The 22,515-nt window shown below is 35.8% G+C and carries 19 protein-coding genes and 1 pseudogene; 15 read left to right on the top strand and 5 right to left on the bottom strand.

The window, feature by feature from the left end:
* Nucleotides 1–56: 56 nt before the first annotated feature.
* Nucleotides 57–245, bottom strand: coding sequence for an SE1832 family protein (locus SPD89_RS06720; RefSeq protein ID WP_336261190.1), 189 nt, complete (start codon nucleotides 243–245; stop codon nucleotides 57–59).
* 145 nt (nucleotides 246–390) lie between these two features.
* Between SPD89_RS06720 and SPD89_RS06725 the strand changes: the two genes are divergently transcribed.
* From SPD89_RS06725 to SPD89_RS06765, 9 genes are all read left to right on the top strand, one after another.
* Entirely contained in the window at nucleotides 391–2,130 is a 1,740-nt protein-coding gene (locus SPD89_RS06725) for a phospho-sugar mutase (protein WP_336261191.1), read from the top strand.
* A 238-nt stretch (nucleotides 2,131–2,368) separates the two neighbouring features.
* A complete protein-coding gene (locus SPD89_RS06730; protein WP_336261192.1) occupies nucleotides 2,369–3,136 on the top strand; it encodes a TerC family protein in 768 nt (255 codons plus the stop codon).
* Nucleotides 3,137–3,162: 26 nt separating this feature from the next.
* The gene (locus SPD89_RS06735; protein ID WP_336261193.1) at nucleotides 3,163–3,525 is read left to right on the top strand and encodes a DUF488 domain-containing protein; all 363 of its coding nucleotides are present in this window, start codon (nucleotides 3,163–3,165) and stop codon (nucleotides 3,523–3,525) included.
* A gap of 169 nt (nucleotides 3,526–3,694) precedes the next feature.
* The gene (aspA, locus tag SPD89_RS06740; protein ID WP_336261194.1) at nucleotides 3,695–5,125 is read left to right on the top strand and encodes an aspartate ammonia-lyase; all 1,431 of its coding nucleotides are present in this window, start codon (nucleotides 3,695–3,697) and stop codon (nucleotides 5,123–5,125) included.
* 537 nt (nucleotides 5,126–5,662) lie between these two features.
* Nucleotides 5,663–7,339: a PucR family transcriptional regulator gene (locus SPD89_RS06745; protein ID WP_336261195.1), complete on the top strand. Its 1,677-nt coding sequence runs from the start codon at nucleotides 5,663–5,665 to the stop codon at nucleotides 7,337–7,339.
* A 270-nt stretch (nucleotides 7,340–7,609) separates the two neighbouring features.
* Complete coding sequence (locus SPD89_RS06750) at nucleotides 7,610–8,575, top strand: ornithine cyclodeaminase family protein (RefSeq protein WP_336261196.1); 966 nt, start codon at nucleotides 7,610–7,612, stop codon at nucleotides 8,573–8,575.
* A gap of 6 nt (nucleotides 8,576–8,581) precedes the next feature.
* A complete protein-coding gene (locus SPD89_RS06755; protein WP_336261197.1) occupies nucleotides 8,582–9,811 on the top strand; it encodes a M20 metallopeptidase family protein in 1,230 nt (409 codons plus the stop codon).
* Between the two features lie 4 nt (nucleotides 9,812–9,815).
* A complete protein-coding gene (locus SPD89_RS06760; RefSeq protein ID WP_336261198.1) occupies nucleotides 9,816–11,252 on the top strand; it encodes an aldehyde dehydrogenase family protein in 1,437 nt (478 codons plus the stop codon).
* A 151-nt stretch (nucleotides 11,253–11,403) separates the two neighbouring features.
* On the top strand, nucleotides 11,404–12,720 hold the full coding sequence (locus SPD89_RS06765; RefSeq protein WP_336261199.1) for an aminotransferase family protein: 1,317 nt from the start codon (nucleotides 11,404–11,406) through the stop codon (nucleotides 12,718–12,720).
* Nucleotides 12,721–13,923: 1,203 nt separating this feature from the next.
* Here the strand turns inward: SPD89_RS06765 and SPD89_RS06770 are convergent.
* The 4 genes and pseudogenes from SPD89_RS06770 to SPD89_RS06785 form a co-directional block, all read right to left on the bottom strand.
* Nucleotides 13,924–15,324 (bottom strand): APC family permease, encoded by a 1,401-nt coding sequence (locus SPD89_RS06770; protein WP_336261200.1) that lies wholly within the window; start codon nucleotides 15,322–15,324, stop codon nucleotides 13,924–13,926.
* A gap of 258 nt (nucleotides 15,325–15,582) precedes the next feature.
* A pseudogene (locus tag SPD89_RS06775) lies at nucleotides 15,583–15,723 on the bottom strand (aldehyde dehydrogenase family protein); the annotation flags it as partial.
* 161 nt (nucleotides 15,724–15,884) lie between these two features.
* Nucleotides 15,885–16,046 (bottom strand): hypothetical protein, encoded by a 162-nt coding sequence (locus tag SPD89_RS06780; protein ID WP_336261201.1) that lies wholly within the window; start codon nucleotides 16,044–16,046, stop codon nucleotides 15,885–15,887.
* 767 nt (nucleotides 16,047–16,813) lie between these two features.
* On the bottom strand, nucleotides 16,814–16,957 hold the full coding sequence (locus SPD89_RS06785; protein ID WP_336261202.1) for a hypothetical protein: 144 nt from the start codon (nucleotides 16,955–16,957) through the stop codon (nucleotides 16,814–16,816).
* A gap of 111 nt (nucleotides 16,958–17,068) precedes the next feature.
* Here SPD89_RS06785 and SPD89_RS06790 point away from each other — a divergent pair, with 111 nt between their 5' ends.
* The 6 genes from SPD89_RS06790 to dctP all read left to right on the top strand — a co-directional run bounded on the left by SPD89_RS06790 (nucleotide 17,069) and on the right by dctP (nucleotide 22,219).
* Nucleotides 17,069–17,389 (top strand): EamA family transporter, encoded by a 321-nt coding sequence (locus SPD89_RS06790; protein WP_336261203.1) that lies wholly within the window; start codon nucleotides 17,069–17,071, stop codon nucleotides 17,387–17,389.
* A gap of 194 nt (nucleotides 17,390–17,583) precedes the next feature.
* Nucleotides 17,584–18,060 (top strand): nucleoside deaminase, encoded by a 477-nt coding sequence (locus tag SPD89_RS06795; RefSeq protein WP_336261204.1) that lies wholly within the window; start codon nucleotides 17,584–17,586, stop codon nucleotides 18,058–18,060.
* Between the two features lie 378 nt (nucleotides 18,061–18,438).
* Nucleotides 18,439–19,173, top strand: a complete 735-nt coding sequence (locus tag SPD89_RS06800) for a maleate cis-trans isomerase family protein (RefSeq protein WP_336261205.1) — start codon at nucleotides 18,439–18,441, stop codon at nucleotides 19,171–19,173.
* Between the two features lie 58 nt (nucleotides 19,174–19,231).
* Nucleotides 19,232–19,714, top strand: a complete 483-nt coding sequence (locus SPD89_RS06805) for a TRAP transporter small permease (RefSeq protein ID WP_336261206.1) — start codon at nucleotides 19,232–19,234, stop codon at nucleotides 19,712–19,714.
* Between the two features lie 31 nt (nucleotides 19,715–19,745).
* Nucleotides 19,746–21,035, top strand: coding sequence for a TRAP transporter large permease (locus SPD89_RS06810; protein WP_336261207.1), 1,290 nt, complete (start codon nucleotides 19,746–19,748; stop codon nucleotides 21,033–21,035).
* A 92-nt stretch (nucleotides 21,036–21,127) separates the two neighbouring features.
* On the top strand, nucleotides 21,128–22,219 hold the full coding sequence (dctP, locus tag SPD89_RS06815) for a TRAP transporter substrate-binding protein DctP (RefSeq protein ID WP_336261208.1): 1,092 nt from the start codon (nucleotides 21,128–21,130) through the stop codon (nucleotides 22,217–22,219).
* Nucleotides 22,220–22,515 lie beyond the last annotated feature (296 nt).

Here is a 22,515-nt window from a genome sequence, read left to right on the forward strand (position 1 = left end):
CAAAATAAAAGAAGCGAAAAGTTGTTAATCTCAGATTGCAACTTTTCGCTTTATTTTTATTGGTTAATTTCTAACTTTTCAATTTCTTTATTCACTTCTGCAATCTCTTTTTCTAATCGAATGAGCTGCTCTTCTGCGGAGGATACACGTCCGCCAACGAATTCTAATTTGTCCATATCACCTTGAATGCGGATATAGTCTGACTTTAATTCTAATAATTTTGCTTCTAGCTCTTTTTTGTTCATTTATTCACACTCCCTATTTTTAGTTTAGTTGATAATATCTCATAATTACAAGTGTTATAACTTTAGTAGGTTAGAAAAATTTAGTAGAACAAATACAAATTTTGTGATAATATTTGAACATATCACCTTCTTGGGAGGTAAAGTAGTGGGAAAGTGGGAAAGTGTATTCCAAAGCTGGGTTGAATCTGAAGAATTAGAACCAACAGCGAGGAAACAATTGCAGGATTTGAAAAATAATCCAGAAGAAATGAAAGATTCATTTTATCAACATATCACATTAGAAAATGGAAAAATGCAAGGAGTTTTAGGACCTGGCATAAATCGTATGAATATTTACACGGTTAGGAGAGCGATCCAAGGTTTAGCGTACTATTTAAAAGAAAATCTTGTGAATTATAAAGACCGAGGTATCGTAATTGCTTTTGACTCCAGCCATATGTCGAAGGAATTTGCTTTAGAATCAGCAAAAGTGCTAGGGGTACACGGAATAAGAACGTACATATTTGAATCATTGCGTCCAACTCCATTACTCTCATTTGCAGTTCGCTATTTACGAACTGCTGCAGGAATTATGTTCACAGCTAGTCACCATCAGCCTGAATATAATGGGTTTAAAATATATAATGAAGAAGGCAGTCAAATCACATTTGAAGAAACCAGCCATCTAACGAACTATCTTCAACAAGTAAAAGATGAGTTACAGATAGATGTACTACCTGAAGAAGAATTAATAAAACAAAACCTCTTGCATTGGGTGAAAGACGAAGTAGACAATGCTTATGTAAAACAGTTAATTACAATTACAAAAATGGATGAGAAAACAATTAAAGAGAAAAAAGATCTTAAGATTGTTTTTACACCATTGTATGGTACAGCACAGTCTTTAGTCGAAGCAGGATTAAAGCAATTAAATTTTGCCAATATTCACGTTGTTAAAGAGCAAGCTGTAGCTAATTTTGATTTTTCAACTGTAAAATCGCCAAACCTGGAAGAAAGACAAACTTTTGAAAAAGCAATAAAATTGGGCGAAGAGGTCGATGCAGATATTTTATTAGCGACAGACCTAAATGCTGAGCGACTTGGAGTAGCAGTAAAAAATAAACAAAATGAATATACAATACTAACTGGAAACCAGCTTGGTTGCTTATTATTGGATTATATCTTAAAACATGCCAATGAACGTGTATTAAATAATGCCCGTTTGCTTAAGACTATTGTTACAACAGAACTTAGTCGTGCAATTGCAACATCTTATCATGTAAAAACTATCGATACATTATCTGGATTTCAAAATATAAGTGAGAAGATTAATGAATTTGATGCAACCGGTGAAACGTTTATCTTTGGCTTTGAAGAAAACTGTAGTTATTTGATTAATTCATTTTCCAGAGATAAGGATGCTGTTCAAGCAGCAGTCATGACTAGTGAGATGGCATCATTTTGGAAAGCAAAAGGGAAAACGTTATTAGAGGTATTAGATCGTTTATATAAAAAATTCGGATACTATAAAGAAGGATTCGATGAAATTACTTTAGATGGTGTGTCTGGTCAAGAGAAAATGTCTTCAATAGTAAACATATTTAAAAGTGAAGTAGAAGGTCAAATTGATAACCTCCAGATAGAATATATAGAGGATTATTTGACGAAAAAACGGAGATACTGTAATAATAAAGTTGAATTACTCGATTTCCCACACGAAAATGTAGTAAAATATATGTTAGAAGGAAATCGTTGGGTTTGTTTGCATCTTTCTGAAACAACTTCGAAAATTAAATGGTATTATGCTGCTTATGGCAAAACAGCGCAGGAAGCGGATGGGAAATTTAATATGATAAAAAAGTCGTTAAAAGAAACAATTTTACAACCTTTAGAACTTGTGAAATAATATAAAATGTTTAAAAGAAGTAATAAAGGTTATTTAAAATTAAAAAGGGGAGTAGCTGTACAGTTAATGTCGTCATTACGAGGGAATTCCTCCGGCTTAACTGGCAACCGTTGTTGTTAGCAAGACCTTTACTATTTTTTGTTTGGACAAGGAGTGATATTCATTCCATGTTTAAACATAATAAGGTAAAGGTCTTTTTGATTGCATAATTTTAGAATATTAAAGGAGAGAAAAGCCGGTGGATGTTAATTTAATATTGGAATATTTATGGATTTTAATTGTTTTAATTGGCCTGGAAGGATTACTAGCAGCGGATAATGCACTTGTCCTAGCAATAATGGTAAAACATTTACCGGAAAAAAAGAGAAAAAGAGCGTTATTTTATGGTCTTGCAGGAGCGTTTGTTCTTCGTTTTGGTTCTTTGTTCATCATTTCATTTCTTGTCGATGTTTGGCAGGTACAAGCAATTGGGGCAGCGTACCTATTATTTATTTCGATTAAACATTTATTCGATAAAGCAATGAATAGAGATAATACTAAAATACCTAAGCAAAAGGCCGGGAGCGGCTTTTGGATGACTGTTTTAAAGGTTGAAGTTGCTGATTTAGCATTTGCTGTTGATTCTATTTTGGCTGCAGTGGCATTGGCAGTCGCATTACCTCCATCTGGCCTGTTCACGATTGGTAGCTTAGACGGTGCTCAGTTTTTAGTTATTTTTGCTGGTGGAATGATTGGTGTTATTATTATGCGCTTTGCAGCAAATATGTTCGTACAGTTATTAAATAAAAGACCTGGGCTTGAAGTTGCTGCATTTATTATAGTTGGATGGGTAGGAGTCAAACTAGCTGTACTCGTGCTAGGCCACGAAGAAGTAGGTATCCTTTCTGAGCAGTTTGTTCACTCTACTGGTTGGAAAATGACGTTTTATATAGGATTAATTGTCATTGCAGTTGCAGGTTGGTTTTTATCCGACTTTGGGAAAAAGAAAGAAGAAGCTAACAATTAAGTATAACGCAAAACGGAGCGATTACTATGCGAGTAGAGATTAAACTGAAACGAATATACGATAAATCCGACCAGGATGACGGGATTCGAATTTTAATTGACAGATTATGGCCACGAGGCATTTCAAAGGAGGAAGCTAAATTAGATTATTGGTTAAAGGACTTAGCCCCTTCAAATAATTTGAGAAAATGGTTTAATCATGACCCAATTAAATTTGCAGAATTTACAAAAAGGTATCAAGAAGAATTAAAAACTGGAGAACAAATGAAAGCTTTTAAGGAGTTAAAAGAAATTATCAGTAAAAACAACAACCAACGTATTACTCTATTATATGCAGCAAAAGATATAGATAATAATAATGCACAAGTTATTAAGCAACTGATACAATAATAGTATAGGGAGATATTACCGAAATTGTATTGACAATGTGATTTGAAAGACTATATAATCTAAATGGATTAGAGAAGAATTAATTATCACAAGTTATTAGAAAAAAGAATCCCCTTTTTAAAAAGGGGGATATTATAAAAGTAGAGGTAATCAGGAGGAATTGGTTAAGATGGTGGCAAATCATTATCGTGTCGAAGAAGATTTATTAGGGCAAAAAGAGGTTCCGGTGTCGGCTTATTATGGTATTCAAACAGTGCGAGCGCGTGAAAACTTTAATATAACAGGCTATATAATTAACCCAGAATTAATTGTAGCTATCGCACAAGTAAAAAAGGCCGCAGCACTTGCTAATATGGAAGTAGAACGGTTAGATCGCACGATTGGAAATGCTATCGTTCTTGCAGCGGATGAAATCATTGAAGGGAAGCTTCATGATCAGTTTATTGTTGATCCAATCCAAGGTGGAGCAGGTACTTCTGTTAATATGAATGCAAATGAAGTAATTGCTAACCGCGCGCTTGAACATTTAGGGAGAGAAAAAGGTGATTATGAAGTAATACATCCGAATATTCATGTGAATATGGCACAATCAACCAACGATGCTTTCCCGACAGCTATTCATATTGCCACAATTCGTCTTATTGACCAGCTAGTTCAGACATTAGAAGCATTAAAAGAAACCTTTTATAATAAAGGCAAAGAATTTGATCATATAATTAAAATGGGAAGAACTCATTTGCAAGATGCTGTACCTATTCGACTAGGTCAAGAGTTTCAAGCTTATGGTCGTGTTTTATCGAGGGATATAAAAAGAATAAGTAATTCACTTGAATCTCTATTTGAAGTTAATCTTGGGGCAACAGCTGTAGGAACGGGATTAAACGCTGATCTAAGTTACATGGAAAAAGCTGTGGAATTACTTAGAGAAATAACAGAATATCCTTTTCGAAATGCTGAAAATTTAGTTGACGGAACACAGAATACAGATGCTTATACAGAAGTATCCTCAGCACTAAAAATCTGTATGGTTAATATGTCAAAAGTGGCAAACGATTTACGGTTAATGGCTTCAGGCCCTCGTGCTGGTTTTGCAGAAATAAAATTACCAGCGAGACAGCCAGGTTCATCAATTATGCCTGGAAAAGTAAATCCTGTTATTTGTGAAGTAGTTAACCAAGTTGCCTTCCAAGTAATAGGTAATGATCAGACTATTTCTATGGCTTCAGAAGCCGGACAATTTGAACTAAATGTTATGGAGCCAGTGCTGGTATTTAATTTACATCAGTCTCTTCATATGATGAACCAAGTTTTTGATACATTCCGTAAATATTGTATTGAAGGAATTGAGGCAAATATTGATATATGTAAAGCTTATGTTGACAGAAGTGTAGGAATTATTACGGCACTTAACCCTCATGTTGGTTATAAAGTAGCAACTAAAGTGGCTAAAGAGGCGATAGAGACAGGTAAATCTGTACGTGAAATAATCTTACGAGACAACATTTTATCTGAAGTTGCCATGGATCAAATTTTAGAGCCATTTGAAATGACAAGACCGGGAATTGCTGGCGAAGCGATTCAAGCAAATAGTAGAAAGTAACCAAATTATACTTACAAGCTGGAATAATTTTTTAATCATATATTAATCCGAACTCTTATTAAAATTTCTCAAATAAGTTCGGATTTTTATTTTGAATACTTTTGTAAACGTGGTCTCATTTCCATAAACTGTGACATAAGAGTCTATATGTTATGAATCAACTTAGATATCTCGAGGGCAACTCATATATTGATTGCAAATGACTCGACATGTTTGGACTCGACTCGACGTCTTGGAAAATGACTCGACATGTTTGGACTCGACTCGACATCTTGGGAAATGACTCGACATGTTTGGACTCAACTCGACATCTTGGAAAATGACTCGGCTTCTTTTTTTTAAATACACTGGGTAAGCATACCTCCTATAAATTGTTTCTAGTATCTTTCTCCAATTAATGGAACATATATTTTCTAACTAGTCTTAGCGCTCTAAAGCATGGTATTATAGATTATATCTAGATAAAAAGCATTACAATAATGTGAGCGCTTGCAAAATATTGCTGTATACATATTTATGAACTGGGAGTGAAGAAAAATGGCTATTACTGTTCAGGAAATAGTAAATCTTCCAATTTTCAATACTGCTCGAGTGAGAACTGGGATAGATATCTTAGATCAACGAAAAGTAGAATGGATGTCAGCAATTGAAGGTCCTGTAGAGAATTTTGTTCGTAAACAAGAATTTGTATTAACGACAGGGATGGGTTCTGAAAATGATCCTGATTTGCTGTATGAGTTTGTTAAAGATGTCTATGAATCAGGAGCTTCTGCGCTAGGAATAGCAATTGGCCGCTATATATTTGATATCCCTAACGAAATTATCGATTTTGCTGAAAAGAAAAAATTTGTCCTAATTGAACTCCCTTGGGAACTTAGATTTGCCGATATTCAAAGAGAGACAATGAAAGAAATAAATAAAAGACAAGAAAAATTCTCTGAAAAAGCAAGGCATACACAAAAAATGTTAATTGATTTTGTAATTCAAGGGAAAGATTTATCTGAAATCATTCAATATGTTGAAAGAGAGTTAAACTGTACCATTGTTTTTGCAGACAGTAAAGGAAGGTTAAAGTCAACCGGTGTTAATGCTGAAGAAATAATTCGCTTATGGTATACATTAGAGGTAAAAGATGAGATGAATATCAATGAATCTTCCTTTCGACATATTCAGAAGGTTCCGTATAAAGAAGGTTACTTATTAAAAAAAGAAATTACATCCAGTTCTAAAAATCTTGCTGAAGGTTATTTCATTATTTGTTTACGTGATCGAAAACTACTTACGAATAGTGCGCTTCAAGTGTTTGAGAGTTTATCAGCAGCGACGGCTTTATGGATTTCCCGGGAAGATGCCATTGTTAAAACTGAAATACGTCTTCGGAATGAATTTATCTGGGGGTTAGCAAAAACGCCTCATATGAATTTGGATAAAAATGTGCAATCACGTGCAAAGTTATTTGGCTATAATTTAAATGTTCCATATATTTGTTTAGTAGGATATTCTGAAAATCTAGATAAATTAACAGAAGGTCAATATGAGAGTCAAGAAATGGGGTTTAAAAGTATTATTTACTATATCGAGGAAGAGGTAAGGTATGCAGCGTCTGTTGTGGATAAGCATGTTGCATTTACTTTTGATAATGATCGACTTATCATTTTTTTAGAATCTAAAAATGAAGAACAAAATTCGGTCTATCATTTTCTTGATTTAGTTGATAAAAGATTAAACGCACTTATACCTGGTGTGCTTTTTTCATGGGGAATTGGTATGAATCATGATGGAATGATGGAATTTCACGAAAGTTATAAAAAAGCAAATTCAGCTTTAGATTTAGGATTAAAACAAAAGGAACCGGGTGAACGAATTAGTTTTGAAGATACACAGTTGAATCGATTATTACTACATCTTGCAAACAACCCGGAAGTAAAGGAAATTACCCTATCAACAATTGCCCCATTAATTGAGTATGAAGAAAAAAGAGAAATGGATCTAATCGATACATTTATTGCTTACGATAACCAAAATGGAAATGTTAGTCAGGCAGCACGTATATTAAATTTACACAGACAATCATTATTGTATCGTTTAAGAAAAATAGAAAGTTTAACAAAACTATCTCTAGATAATCCGGATGATGTATTTTTGTTAAATATAAGTATTAAAGTTTGGTTGACCGGTGTCTTAAAAACAAAAGAAAAAAAAGATATAAATTGACAATCTTAGCCTAGTTGCTAAGGTTTTTTTATAGAGGATGTATAGGGAAATAAAAAAATACTAAGATCACCGAGGAATTTCGTTATTCGATGAAGGCCGCTGAATTCCAAAGCAAATCTGCTGAATTAAGTTTATACAATTTGTATAGAATTGTTCATAAATAATTCATACAAAATTGTAATTGTTTCGGAAGATTGAAAAGTCGTATAATAAATATACGATATATATTCTAATATTGCCTTTATAAATAAAGTGAATGGGGGCATGTGTATGCTGATTTTTACGGAAAATGAAATCAGACAATGCGTGCAAATGAATGAATCAGTTATAAAAGTAGTTCAATCAGCATTTAACGATCTTGTTACAAAAGATATACAAATGCCACCTACCTCACGTGTTGACGTTCCAAACAATAATGGAGAATTCGTCATAAAAACTGCATTTATTCCAGGGCATGAAATGTTTGCGTTAAAAGTGTCGTCCCATTTTTTTCAGAATTACAGTATGGGTATGTCGAGCACGGGTGGGGTAATGATGCTAATGAATGCCTTAAATGGGAAACCAGAAGCTTTTTTTTATGACAATGGATATTTAACAGATTTGCGAACAGGAGCAGCAGGAGCTTTAGCTGCAAAATACCTAGCGAATGAACATATCAAAGAAGTGGGGGTAATAGGTACAGGTACTCAAGCTCGAGCACAGCTACAAGCGTTAAAATTGGTTCGAAATTTTAAAACGGTATTTGTATACGGAAGAACATGGCAACGAATATCTGAATTTAAGCACGAAATAGAAACATCTCTCCAAGTAGAAGTGAAAATAATGGAAACGCCAAAAGACGTTGTGAGCTCAGCTGAACTACTCATTACAGCAACACCTTCCAAAGAGCCAATTGTGCTTAGTGAATGGATTCGCCCCGGAATGCATATTACTGCGGTTGGTGCGGATGCAACCCATAAACAAGAATTGGATCCAGAAATATTGAAAAAAGCTGATCGGATAGCTTGTGATAAACTCTCGCAATGTGTGGAACATGGTGAAATTGGAGTAACGATGAAACATAATATAAATTTAGATACAACAAAAATTATCGAATTAGGTCATATCTTTGAAAATGAAGAGAATAAAAGACAATCCAAACAAGAAATAACTATTGCAGATTTAACAGGAACTGGAGCACAAGATACAAAAATAGCGCTTTTTGCATATAAAAAATTAACAGAAAAAAGTGAGTGATGTGATGTGAAAATAGTACAAGGAGCTGAATCCTTATTTGATCAATTAAAATTATGGCGTCGCTATTTGCATGAACATCCTGAACTAAGTTTTGAAGAAGAGGAAACTGCAAAATTTGTCGTAAATGAATTGAAAAAAATCAAGAATATTTTTATTGAAACAAATGTAGGAGGTCATGGCATCGTTGCAACGCTGACAACAGGTCAAGGACCTACGATCGCTTTACGAGCAGATATGGATGCCCTACCGATTAAAGAGGAAAACTCACACGATTTTGTTTCCAAAAATGAAGGCGTTATGCACGCATGTGGTCATGATGCTCATACTTCTATGCTTTTGGGGGCAGTTCATTTACTAGCTGAACAATTTAATGAGGGAAAATTATCAGGTACAGTTAAATTTATCTTCCAACCCGCAGAGGAAAGTACAGATATACATGGATTATCCGGAGCTCCATATATGATTAAACAAGGAGTACTGCATAATGTAGACGCTATCATCGCACTCCATGTATGTCCTTGGCACCCAGTTGGAGTTGTTCAGATGAATAATGGATTTAGTATGGCAAATGTTGATGTTTTTGAGGCGACGATTAAAGGGACTGGCGGACATGGGGGATACCCACATTTAGCAACAGATCCATTATGGATGTTAGGGTCGATATTACAAACATTTTATGGAACAGTTGGAAGGAGAATTTCACCACTTGATATTGTTGCTGCAAGTATCGGGAAAATCGAAGCGGGGGCTGTAAGTAATGTGATTCCATCAGATGTAAAAATTGAAGGGACATTACGGTCATATTCCCCTGAAGCAAGAGAAAAGTTAGCGGAAGAAGTCGAAAATGTATTTAAAATGGCGGAAACATTTGGTGGTTCTTATGAATTTGTTTTAGAAAAAGGTGAACCAGCATTAAATAACGACATGGAAGTCAATATGATTATTGAACAATCGATTAAAGAAATTTATCCGGAGATGTACATTCATTGGGAACCATTCGGTATGGGTGGTGAGGATTTTGGATATATGACAGAACAAATTCCAGGTTCCATGTTCTTTTTAGGCTGCTCATTGGAAGATGGTTTAGATCGTGATCTTCACACACCAATTTTTGATATTGATGAAAAATGTTTGCCGATTGGTACTGCGATTTTTGTGGCTACTGTAAATAAATTTTTAAATCGGGAAGAGTTGCATCATCCCTTAAAAAGGAATTCTATTCAGAGAGGTGCGTGAAAATATGATGACGATTGCAAAGGGAAAAAAGATGCTACTAGGTGGAAAGTGGATGGAAAAAGAAGAAACAATTAGTGTTTATGACCCTCAAGACAACTCTATAATTACGACCGTACCAAAGGCATCAAAAGAAGATATGTTAAAAGCAATTACAGCAGCCGAAGAGGGCGCAAAAATAGCGGAAAATATGCCCGCCCATGAACGTATTGCTATCATAAATAAAGCGGCGGATTATGTCGATGAAAAAAGGAATCTTTTTGCAGAAACAATTGCAAGTGAAGGTAGTAAAACAATAGCGGAAGCAAAAAATGAAGTTTTCAGATGTATTCATACGTTACGAGTGTCGGCTGAAGAAGCAAGACGAATTAACGGTGAAACAATTGCCTTTGATCAAATGCCGGGTCATGAAAATCGTGCAGGTTATTATTATCGATTTCCAATCGGTATCATTGCGGCAATTACACCTTTTAATGATCCGCTTAATTTAGTAGCGCATAAAGTTGGTCCTGCGATCGCTTCAGGAAATGCAATTATCGTTAAGCCGGCAACATTAACTCCATTAAGCGCACTGTTATTGGCAGAAGCTTTTGATGCAGCAGGTCTTCCTAGAAAGATTCTTTCTGTAGTAACCGGAAGCGGCAGTGAGATAGGAGATGTATTGATTACTCATCCATCGATTCGTATGGTCTCATTTACTGGTGGACTTGAAACAGGGGAGAATATTGCAAGAAAAGCAGGGTTAAAGAAACTAAGTATGGAGTTAGGATCCAATTCTCCAGCCATTGTTTTAAAAGATGCAGATATTGATGCAGCTGTTAGCAGTTGTGTAGCAGGGGCGTTCGGGGCAGTCGGACAAAATTGTTTAGGGGTTCAAAGAGTATTCATCGAAAAGGAAAACTTCGATAAATTTGTTAGAAAATTCGTACTAATGACTAGTCAATACAAAATTGGCGATAAAAAAGATTTGGTAACAGACATGGGGCCATTAATAACAGAAAAAGAGGCTATCCGAGTTGAACAATGGGTTAATGAGGCGATAGAAGAAGGGGCAAGTCTGTTAGTCGGCGGAAAAAGAGATGGTGCTTTTTATTCACCTACTGTTTTAACCAACGTTCCTGCCGATGCCAAAATAGCTAAGGAAGAAATTTTTGGGCCTGTAGTAATACTATTTCAAGTTAATGATCTTAATGAAGCAATTGAAAAGGCAAATAATGTAAACTATGGACTCCAAGCGGGAATTTTTACAAAAGATATTAATCTTGCATTTACAGCAATTAAAAAGCTAGAAGTTGGCGGAATCATGATTAATGATAGTAGTGATTATCGGATTGATGCGATGCCTTTTGGGGGAGTAAAGGGATCAGGTCTCGGTCGTGAAGGTGTAAAATATACCATTCAAGAAATGACAGAACCAAAAATTGTTAATTTTAAATTAGGATAAATTTTTTATAATAGTTAAAATTTACTATCTACCATGTACAATAACCAAGTATAAAAAGAATTAAGGTTATATCTATTCTGATTAATCAGATACTTTTATTGGATTGTACTGATTGGTTAAGTTACATGAACATAAAGGGAGGAAATAAAAAATGGCTTCAACTACAACAGATAACAAGTTAAAACAGGAATTGGCGGAGCTGGATAAAAAACACTTTATCCATCCGACTTCAAATATGAAACAATTACAAGAGGATGGTCCAACTTTTATCTTTACAGAAGGAGACGGAATTTATTTAAAAGATGTAGAGGGCCGAAAATTAATTGACAGTTTGTCCTCGCTTTGGAATGTTAATATTGGTCATGGCAGAGAAGAACTTGGTGAAGTAGCAAAGGAGCAAATGGGTAAATTAGCTTTCACATCTGCCTTCAGTAACTGGAGTCATGAGCCGGTTATCCGACTTGCAGCAGAGGTAGCGAAATGGACTCCAGGAGATTTAAATGTAACCTTCTTTACTTCCGGAGGTTCTGAAGCAAATGACACCGCTTTTAAAACAGTACGTCATTACTGGAAGATAAACGGACGTCCCGAAAAGAAGAAAATTATTTCAAGAAAAAAGTCCTATCATGGAGTTGCAATGGGAGCAACTAGTGCAACAGGAATACCAGAGTTCCACACGTTTACAACATCTATTGCACCAGATTTTTATTATGTTGACAGTACAATAGAGTCGTTGAAAGAAATGATCGAAACAGAAGGTGCTGATACAATAGCCGCCTTTATCTCCGAGCCTGTTCAAGGTTCAGGAGGGGTTAATTTACCGACTGAAGGTTATTTTGAGGAAATTCGTAAAATTTGTGATGAAAATGACATTCTAATGATTTCTGATGAAGTAATTTGCGGATTTGGTCGTACCGGAACAAACTTTGGGATGGAGAACTTCGGAATTACACCAGACATTATTACGATGGCAAAAGGGGTAACAAGTGGTTATGCCCCTCTTGGAGGAATGGTTATTTCCGAAAAACTTCACAAAGAAATCTATGAAAAAACGGAAGGAAACTTCTGGCACGGCTACACGTATAGTGGTCACCCGACAGCAGCTGCTGTAGCGTTAAAGAACTTAGAAATTATTAAAAATGAAAATCTAATCGAAAATGTTCGAACGATGGGTGAAGAAATGGTTAAAGGTTTCAAATGGATCCAAGAACAAAATGAAAACGTAATTGATGTTAGAGGAATAGGGCTACTCGGAGCTATTAGCCTGGAAAGAGAGTTAGCTGAAGTAGTTCCAGTTGGGCCTAAAGTTGTTGAAGAAGCATTAAAGAGAGGCTTAATCTGCCGTTCCGTTGTCTATGATGGGCAAGACACATTAGCATTTGCTCCACCATTTATTATTAATAAAAAGCAAATGGATGATATAGTTACAATTGTTAATGACTCGATCCAGGCAGTATATAATAAATAAAAACAAAAATACAGGTGGAGTTACCATATACTCCCCCTTTTTTTTATGACTTGGATAAGTTTCCGAGTGTTAATTTTTCCGCTTAAATAGTTTAAAAAGATAGGAGAAAACTAAACTTCCAAAGGTGCTCTAAATTAAGAAAACATTTATGCAAAGTTGGAGGAGTATTAAACTAAATATCGAACCACTTAATTATTATGTCATAAAAAAAGTGCTCCAAACTTTGGTAGAATTGCTGTTGAACACTCTCCAAACTAAAAAAGATGTCAACTAAAGGTTAAAAGCTGACCTCTTCTTCACATGCTCCATGCCGTATAAAACACTTTTTCAACTAATCTCTAATTAGAAACTAACTATGTATCACAGCAACGATAGCCCGTCTTTCTGTACTCCAGTTGTTGCAATTTGCATCCCAGGTAAAGTGGTATTCTCACTAAATGTTCGTCATATGGACAAACGATGAATATATTCATTCCATATGGAGGAGACCGCCTTTCTAGTGTCCCTAACCCAAGTTTCGGCATAATAATATTTTTTAGATCAAAATGGACCTTTTTAGTACTTATAAACCCTGTTGTTAAAGGATCTCAATTTAATATTTGCAATTGTAGTGACCAAACGAAAATTTGATCATTTTCCACTTTTTCCTTTACTGTTATCTTGGAATAAAGAAGGGGTGAAATTTTCTTATTATCAATACAGTAAACTAATTTATAGAATAAACTAAAAAAGGTTGTAGTGACTAAATAAAAAACGAAAATGTTGCTACACGGGGATTTAGTAACCTTTGAATCGAAACTTGGGCTAATAGAATATATGTTTGAGGCTAGAATAGGGTTTTACCAGGAACCGGATTCATCAGATGTTCAAGAAAAAGTAAAGAAATTGTATTGCTTAGCACATAAATAACAACAAATGAAGAAATGGAATCATTAGAATACATCGCTACTACTGATCTTCATGCATTTGGCGAGTGATATACCTGCGACGTGGATGGGTCAAGCGGAGCGAATATGCATGCACTAAATGAATATATTGACTTAGACAGTCTTAAAACTGTAACAAAAACAATAGCCCCATTTATTTTAGATTGGTGTAAGGAGAATAATAGGGCATAATTAATGGTTAAATAAATAAGAGAAAGACAAGTTCATTAGTCTAGTAAAATATTGTACCAGTGAACTTGTCTTCTCATTCATTTTCTTATCCTGCTTTTTTATCTTCTTTTTTTGATATCCTACTCTTCCCTAAAAAGTAAAGGATCATACCTATCATGTACCAGCCTCCAACAATAAGCCATTCGATTGGCCATACAAGAGAAGAAGGCATTCCTGGCATGTAGAATGAAATAAATAGAATACTTAATAGAATTGCTAGAATCCCAGCTGTTTTTCCATATTGAATTTTATATGGGCGTTCTAATTCTGGCTCCAACTTGCGTAATGTAAGGAATGAAATCGATACGATGAGATAACCTAGTACGATTCCAATTCCACCCGCATTTACAAACCAATTTAATGCAGAATGACCTAATAAAGGTGCAAAAAATCCAAGTAATCCTAGGAAGACGATACCGTGAGTCGGTGTCTTGAATCTTGGATGAATATAGGCAAACCATCTCGGGATCATATCACGGACTGCCATCGCATATAAAATACGGCTACCCCCGATAATGAATGCATTCCAACTTGTAATGATTCCGGCAACCCCTGCGATTACAATAATATTAGCGAATGCTTGACTATTAAATAAATTCCCCATCGCATCAGCTGTTGCTAGACTAGAAGTCGTAAGTTCAGCTGGTGTAAGTCCTACCGCAACGCCAAAAGCAATTAAAATATAAAAGATAATCGCTACAATAATAGAAATGATAAGAATTTTTCCGATAAATTTAGGTGGAGCTTTTACCTCTGAAGCAATTTGTGGAATAACATCAAATCCAACAAATAAAAACGGGATCATAATTAATACAGTCATGATACCGCTGATACCTTCACCAAATAGTGGTTGAAGATATTCTGTGTTACCGTTTCCAATTCCGCCACAAACAAGTACCAATCCAATCAGGACAACAGCTGCTGTAAGTATGTTTTGTGCAATAGTCGCTGGCTTGATTCCGAAATAATTAAGTGATGTAAGTAGTAAAGACCCGATGGAACCAATCAATGCCCACGTGAAATAAATTTCAAATCCATCCAAGCTCCACATATAACCTTGATGAGTTACTGGAATAATATAATCAATTACAGTTGGCAGAGCAACTGCTTCAAACGTAATAACTGAAACATAACCAAACAGCACACTCCAGGCTGCTAAGTAACCTAGATTTCGGTGACGCGGGAAGGCACGGAGAACAAAGACCATTCCCCCACCAGCTTCTGGTATTGCGGCTGCAAGTTCTGCATAGGTGAGCCCAATGAAAATAACCAACGAACCACCTAGTCCAAAGGCGATTGCTGTACCTAGAAAGCCAGCATTACTAATCCAAACCCCTGACATAACAACCCACGCCCAACCAAGCATGGCACCCATTGAAAGGAAGAGAACATCGGTCATGGATATGGATTTAGTGAATGTATTACCCCCTGTATTTTTCTTACTCATAAAAAAACACCCCTTGTTTATCTTGATCTTAAGTTTAAAATTTTTAATTCAGTTCAGAATGAAGTGGGCTTGCTTTATATGTGAATGAAACACTCATTAATGTATTTCTTTAATTTTTTTATATCATGTTAACAATGCAATTTATCAAAAGCCCTTCTATTCTAAGATAGGATTTATAAGTTGAAACTCTTTTTATAAAAACTCCATTTATAAGTTATTATCCGCCAAGGAGCAAGTTGGAGGACATTTAAAATGATCTTATAGATTTCCAATCGATAAATATATAGTTTCTAAATAAGGCTCGACTCCCTCACTCTCATCTTTACTACCGATTCCACTTTCTTTCGTTCCTCCAAATGGCGCATGGGTAGTAGATGGTGCTCCGTCGTTCCAACCGACAGTTTCTGGCGCAACCATTTCTGCAAAAAAGTCTTTCAAATCCTAAATGACTCGGTTGGTATATTCATCTTCTGATAATGATTTTGGTCTCTGATATGGATAAGGGAATGGAGCTTGATAGACTTCTGGCGCGAATGAACCAATGCCAATCTTATAAGGCTTTACTTTGTACGGCTATGGAGTCCTCGAATGAACGAGACACCGTCTTGTCTACCTGTATATTTACGAGCTGCTTTAACAGTATTTTCCACCGTCTCTGCATCTGAATTTAAGAGCAGTGCTTGCTTTGTTTTTAGGTGTAATTTCACAAAGTTTTTCGGCAAGCTCAATATAGCCTTCATACATTATGACGTTAATACAGGTGTAAAAATTTATCCATTTGTTTTTTAACCGCTTCTGTTACTTTGGGATGCGTGTGTCCAACTAAAGTATCAATTGCCCCTGCTTGCCCCTGCAAAGTTGATAATTAATTTCCTTCGATGTCCTTAATTAACGCCCCCTGGAAATTCCGGGTAATGTGTAAATCTCCAAACTAACTCCTCAAGGGATGAATATATTTCGTTTATCTTGAAATTCTTCTGTACTTTTAGTTAATGATTCCATTTTATAATGCCTCCCATTTTTAGTATTAATATAATATTATAAGATTCCGTTATAATGAAAAGCGCCAAAATTATAATTAATTTGGTACCAGAAGAAGGGAGAAATGATGATGTTAATCAAAATTGATTGATAAGAGGGATAAAGTTGTGCTTGTGTTGGGATTTGCAATATTTTTATAGAAGAAATTCCGGAAGTGGTCGAACGATTGTAGAGATTCTCACAGAAGATTGAATTAGAGAGGAAGGAAAACCTTTAAGAAAGGAAAAGGGATGGCGAGTCTCATCTTTTTTCATGCAAATTTCTGAATTTTGATTAGTATTTTATGTATTAGAAAATAGTGAGTTTTTTCAATGGTCTTACTGGCGTTCTTGAGAGGTCTTTGTAAGAATTAAGCACATGTCTTTTATGATTAGAATTAGAAATACTTTTCATAACTAGGTACCCCAATTATGAAATACCAATAGTGGAGATATTACACTCGCCAATCCTAATGATGCATTTGTTGCGTTGCAATGATATCTATGTTCTGATAAATGGCGATATTACTGACTAGCACTAAGAGACCGTAAAATAAACCACCAAGAAAGCTACCGATTGCAGCGTGTTTCCCATTTGTCTCATCCCCACCCATAATAAACCACTCACTCCGACTTTTAAGATTGTAGTTGTATATGTGATAATTGAATATAAAGAATGACTCGTGTTTCCTATTATTGGGTACTTTGGAGGCGGCAGTGGTGCATTGTTAGGAAATATGCTATCTTTCTTTGCGGTTGTTTCTGTTGTTCTATATTTAATGATCGGTCAACGAAATGTAAAATCAATTAATCATTGGGTATATAGCTTTCTAGTTTTCTTGGTGGCTGGAGTTACTGTTGTTATCTTTAATTTAATTGGCGGGATCGCTTTTATTGGTTATGGTACAAATGACTGGATCGTCTTCATCATGCTCGCCATTTTTCCAACAGGAGCGTACATCATTTTCAATATGCTATTAAATTATGTCAATACAACAACTGTGTCCATGGCTACGTTAGGAGAACCAATAGGAGCTTCTTTTTAGCAATTTTCCTCTTAAATGAGATGATTACACTAGTGGAAGCCGTTGGTGGTATCCTGATTATTGCTGGAATATTTTATTTTCTAAGGTTGCAGAGAGAATCGAAAAACGGGTGGTTCTCAAGGAATCGGAAAGCTTGTAAAATGAATGGGGACATATCTAAAATATGGATTCATAAAATGAAGGAGGACTAAAATATGATAACTGACACAGATAGGAAGCATTTACGCCGTTGTGTCGAATTAGCACAAATTGCTCTCGAAAAAGGCGACGATCCATTTGGTTCTGTCCTCGTCTCAGCAGAAGGAGAGGTACTTTTTGAAGACCATAACCATGTGGCAAGTGGGGATCACACACAGCATCCAGAGTTCGCTATCGCACGTTGGGCAGCAGAGAATATGACACCAGAAGAAAGAAGCAAGGCGATTGTTTATACTTCAGGTGAACATTGCCCGATGTGTGCAGCGGCTCATGGTTGGGTGGGTTTAGGGCGGATTGTGTATGCAAGTTCGTCCGAGCAACTTGCAGAGTGGATGAGTGAAATGGGAGTTGATCCGTCGCCTGTTCGGAACCTGCCGATTGAAGATGTGCTTCGGGATGCGGTAGTTGATGGGCCAGTTCCCGATCTTGCGGAACAAGTTCGAGAACTACATCGGGAGTTTCATGGAAAATAATATTGTAAATGCGACACCTATGGTTTTTGAATCGGTCGAGGGGCTTGCACCCTCGACCTTTTTTGATAAAAAAACAAAGAGAAGTAAAGCTACACTAGCCATATTCAAGATAATATACATGCAGCTGTATTCGATTCTACTTTTAAGCTACAATCATAAACCATTGCTGTTGGAGAAGTAGAATATATACGGATTAATTACTTAAATTAAACAAATTGTCTAATAATGATTTTTATATTTCATACATATTTCACGTTGATTTAGTACGTATAGATTTTTATAATAAGAAGAAATAAAAGTTCCTATTCCTTACTAGTACCACACATTTATAGCTGTAAGAAAACAACCTTTAGAAGAAGCAGATAGGAGAGAATACAATTGGAATATGCCCCCTATGGTTGGAGAGGAAAAATTGGATTAATTTATATAGCATCAGCTTATTCGATGGAAGTGGAGTTTGCTAATATGGCTCCAAAAGGTGTAACCACCCACACTACAAGAGTTGCGTTATCCGAAGATCCAAATAATTTTACTGTAGACGATTTAAAAGGTTTAAAAGAGGATCTGTTAGATGCAACAAAATTGCTTGCACAAGCCCCATTAAATGCAATTGCATTTGGCTGCACAAGTGGCAGTTTTGTAAACGGTGCCAATTACGATCGTGAACTTGTTAAGCAAATGGAACAAATTGCCAAAGTCCCATGTACAACAACCGCAACTGCAGTTGTAGAAGCTTGTAAAGCCCTACAAATTAATAATATTGCTATTGCAACCCCCTACTCAGAGGAAGTTAACAAATTAGCTTATCAATATTTCACTGAAAGTGGTCTAACTATAACCAATATAACAGGATTAGGAATTATGAATGATTATACAATTTCAAACCTCGGTATAGATTCCATTTTTCAAATGGCCACGGAGGTAAATACAGCTGACGCTGATGCAGTGTTTTTATCCTGTACAGGACTTTCAGCTGTTCCTTTAATCGAAGTATTGGAGGAAGATTTACAAAAACCGGTTATTACATCTAATCAAGCAACTTTCTGGCATGCTTTAAGAATAAGTCAAATAGGTAGTAAATTAAAAAATTGTGGCCAGTTGTTTGATAGATGATGTGAGAAAAATTTTGAAAAGAAACAAAATAAAGTTTCTTAGCGGAGGGGGTGGCAACATGCGAGCTTTACGAGTTGCTGATAAAACGTTGGAGAAAGTTGAAGCAGGAATATTAAGTATTACAACTATTTTAATGAGCGTGATGTTAGTAAGTAATGCAATTAGCCGTTCTTTCTTTAATAAAAGTTGGCCTTTTACAGAGGAAATTGGAAAATGGGGGATTATTGTTATGACATTTATGGGTTTAGGATATGCTGCACGAAAAGGAATGCATATCGAAATGTCTGGACTTTATGATTTATTGCCTAAAAAAGCGCAACGAATTCTAGGGATTTTTGTAAATTTAATATCTGCTCTTGTTCTCATTTTTTGTACGTATTTAGCTATTCAATATGTTCAGCACTTGCATACTACCGGTCAAGTGACTACGATATTACGCTGGCCATTGTATTTAACAATGATGGTCATTCCAATCGGGTTCTTTCTGGCAAGCGTTCGTTATTTTATCGATTTCGGAAAGAGAATAGCTGAAAAAGAGTGACAAAAAACAAAGAAAGGAGGGATAAGATGCTATGTGGTATATGATTGCTATACTTTTTATCTTGTTATTTTTAAATTTTCCTATGATGATTGTGTTGATCGTGCCAGCATTGTTGATGATGCTTATATATGCTCCTAACTTGGATCTTGTTATGTTTAGTCAGCAGCTTTCAAGCAGTATAGAGTCATATGTGTTGTTAGCGATACCTATGTTTATTTTCGCTGCAGATATTATGGTGGAAGGTCGAACAGCAAAGAGATTGCTTGATTTTGTTAATGACTTAATCGGTCATGTTCGTGGGGGAACCGGAATTGTTGCAGCAGCGACAAGTACAATCTTTGGTTCCGTATCAGGATCAGCTCAAGCAACGATTGCTGCAATCGGAAGACCAATACGAGAACGCGCACTCCAATATGGTTACAGTGATTCGCACATCATTGGAAATATTGTAAACTCAGCAGGGATTGCTATTTTAATTCCACCAAGTATCGTAATGATTTATTATGGGATGTTAACGGGTACTTCTATTGGTGATTTATTTGTGGCAGGGATCATTCCTGGGTTAATGGTATTTGCCGGCTTCTCAATTTGGGAATATTTTATCGCGATTAAAAAAGACATTCCTGTAGAACCAAAAGCAACATGGGGTCAACGCTGGAAATCATTCAGAAAAGCCATTCTGACTTTTGGATTTCCTGTCCTTATTTTAGGGGGAATTTATTCAGGGATGTTTAGTCCGACGGAAGCAGCAGCATTTTCCGTTCTATATGCGTTTTTACTAGAAGTTGTAATTTATAGATCGGTTAAACTTAGGGATATTTACCGAATTGCTGTTTCAACTGGGGTTGTTACAAGTATTGTTTTTATCTTGCTTGCTGCAGGTGGGGCTTTTTCTTGGATTATATCGTATTTAAGAATACCCCAAGCGCTTACGGAAACCGTACTTAGCTCTAATCCGTCTCAGCTTGAGATTTTGTTAATAATGTCACTGTTTTTCTTAGTTTCTTGTATGTTCGTGGACTCATTAGTAGCAATTGCAATTTTAACACCAATTTTTTTCCCGATTGCTTCGGCAGCTGACGTTCATCCAGTTGCTGTTGGTATTTTAATTACGATGCAAGCTACACTCGGTACAGTAACTCCTCCATTTGGAGTTAATATATTTACGGCTAGTGCAATATTTAAAAAGCCTTATCTGGATGTTGTAAAAGGGATTGTCCCTTATATTATTATATTTATCGCAATTAACGCGCTATTAATTGTTTATCCAGAAATAATTATGGTATATCAAAATATTTTTGGAACATCGAAAGGTGGCTAATAAATGGTGAATAACCAAGATTTGGGAGGTGTTCCGTTTTCCTATAATAAGTGGGGGTCTTAAAAGTGATAAAAATAAAAGGAGGAAATTATTTGTATAAGAAAAATGAGTTTTATTTATTATTATTAATGTTCATTTTATCAATTGCTTTAGTAGCATGTGGTGGAAATGGCGATGCAGGTTCCGATGATAAAGCAGATAGTGGAGATAATGATGCTGCCTCGGGTGGGGAAGAGTTAGTTCTAAAATTTGCTCATGAAGAAGGGCAAGGGGATGTACAAGATCTCTACGCAAATAAGTTTAAGGAACTAATTGAAGAAAAAACGGATGGAAGAATCACAGTTGATGTATTTACGGCGGGTACGCTTGGAACAAATATGGACGTGCTACAATCTCTCCAAACAGGAGCAATTGAAATTGCAATTACATCTCCAGGATTCTCGGGAGACGTGATCCCAGAATCTAATATTATGTCAATACCATTTTTGTTCTCTGATAGCTTAGAAGTTAACAAGAAAGTCTTGAACGAAAGTGAAGCATTATATGGCCCGTTAGCCGAGAAATATGAAGAACAAGGTCTCACGCCATTTAAATTCTGGCTAGAAGGGTTTATGTGGTGGACAGGAAATAAACAAATTTCTACACCGGAAGAAATGAAGGGTGTAAAATTACGAACAATGCCGTCAAACTTAATTATAGAATCATATGAATACATGGGTGCAAACCCTACTCCGACTGATTCCGGTGAAATTTATACAATGCTTCAAACAAATGGAATTGATGCACAGGAAAACCCATTATTCTATATTATTAGCAGTAACTTCCTAGAAGTGCAAGATTTCTTGATGGATTCCAAACACCATATTTACACGACAGTAACCGCTGCAAACCAAGACTTTTTTGAAGGGTTGTCTGAAGAAGATCAAGAGCTCATCCGCGAAGTTGTTGATGAAGTAAACGAATGGTCTTTCACTATGCAAGATGAGGAGTCACAAAAAGCTCTTGAAGCTGCTCAAAAAGAAGATATTGAAATTATCGAGTTAACGTCTGAACAAAGAGAAGCATTTAAGGAACTATCTTTACCTGTAAGAGAAAAGTATGCAGCAGAAAGTGAAACAGCTAAGGAGATTTTAGAAATAATCGAAAAAGAAATTGAAGAAGCTGAAGCAGAGTTAGGAGATTAATAAAAGGAAATAAAAAGTAAATAAGACTTGCTATTCCTTTTTAACACATATTTCATAAGGAGTCTGATCTCATTTATTAAACCATTTGAATTGGGCTCCTTTTTCTTGTCCAAAAATTAGATACTTCTCTGAACTTTCAATGGTTTGTAGTTGAAGTGAACTGCGGCATAACTATGAAAGAAATACTCGCTCTCCAAGATGTCGAGTCGATTTCGAACATGTCGAGTCATTTACCAAGAAGTCGAGTCGATTTCGAACATGTCGAGTCATTTATCAAGATGTCGAGTCGATTTCGA

Source organism: Pseudogracilibacillus sp. SO30301A, assembly GCF_037072025.1.
Classification (GTDB): Bacteria; Bacillota; Bacilli; order Bacillales; family Amphibacillaceae; genus Pseudogracilibacillus.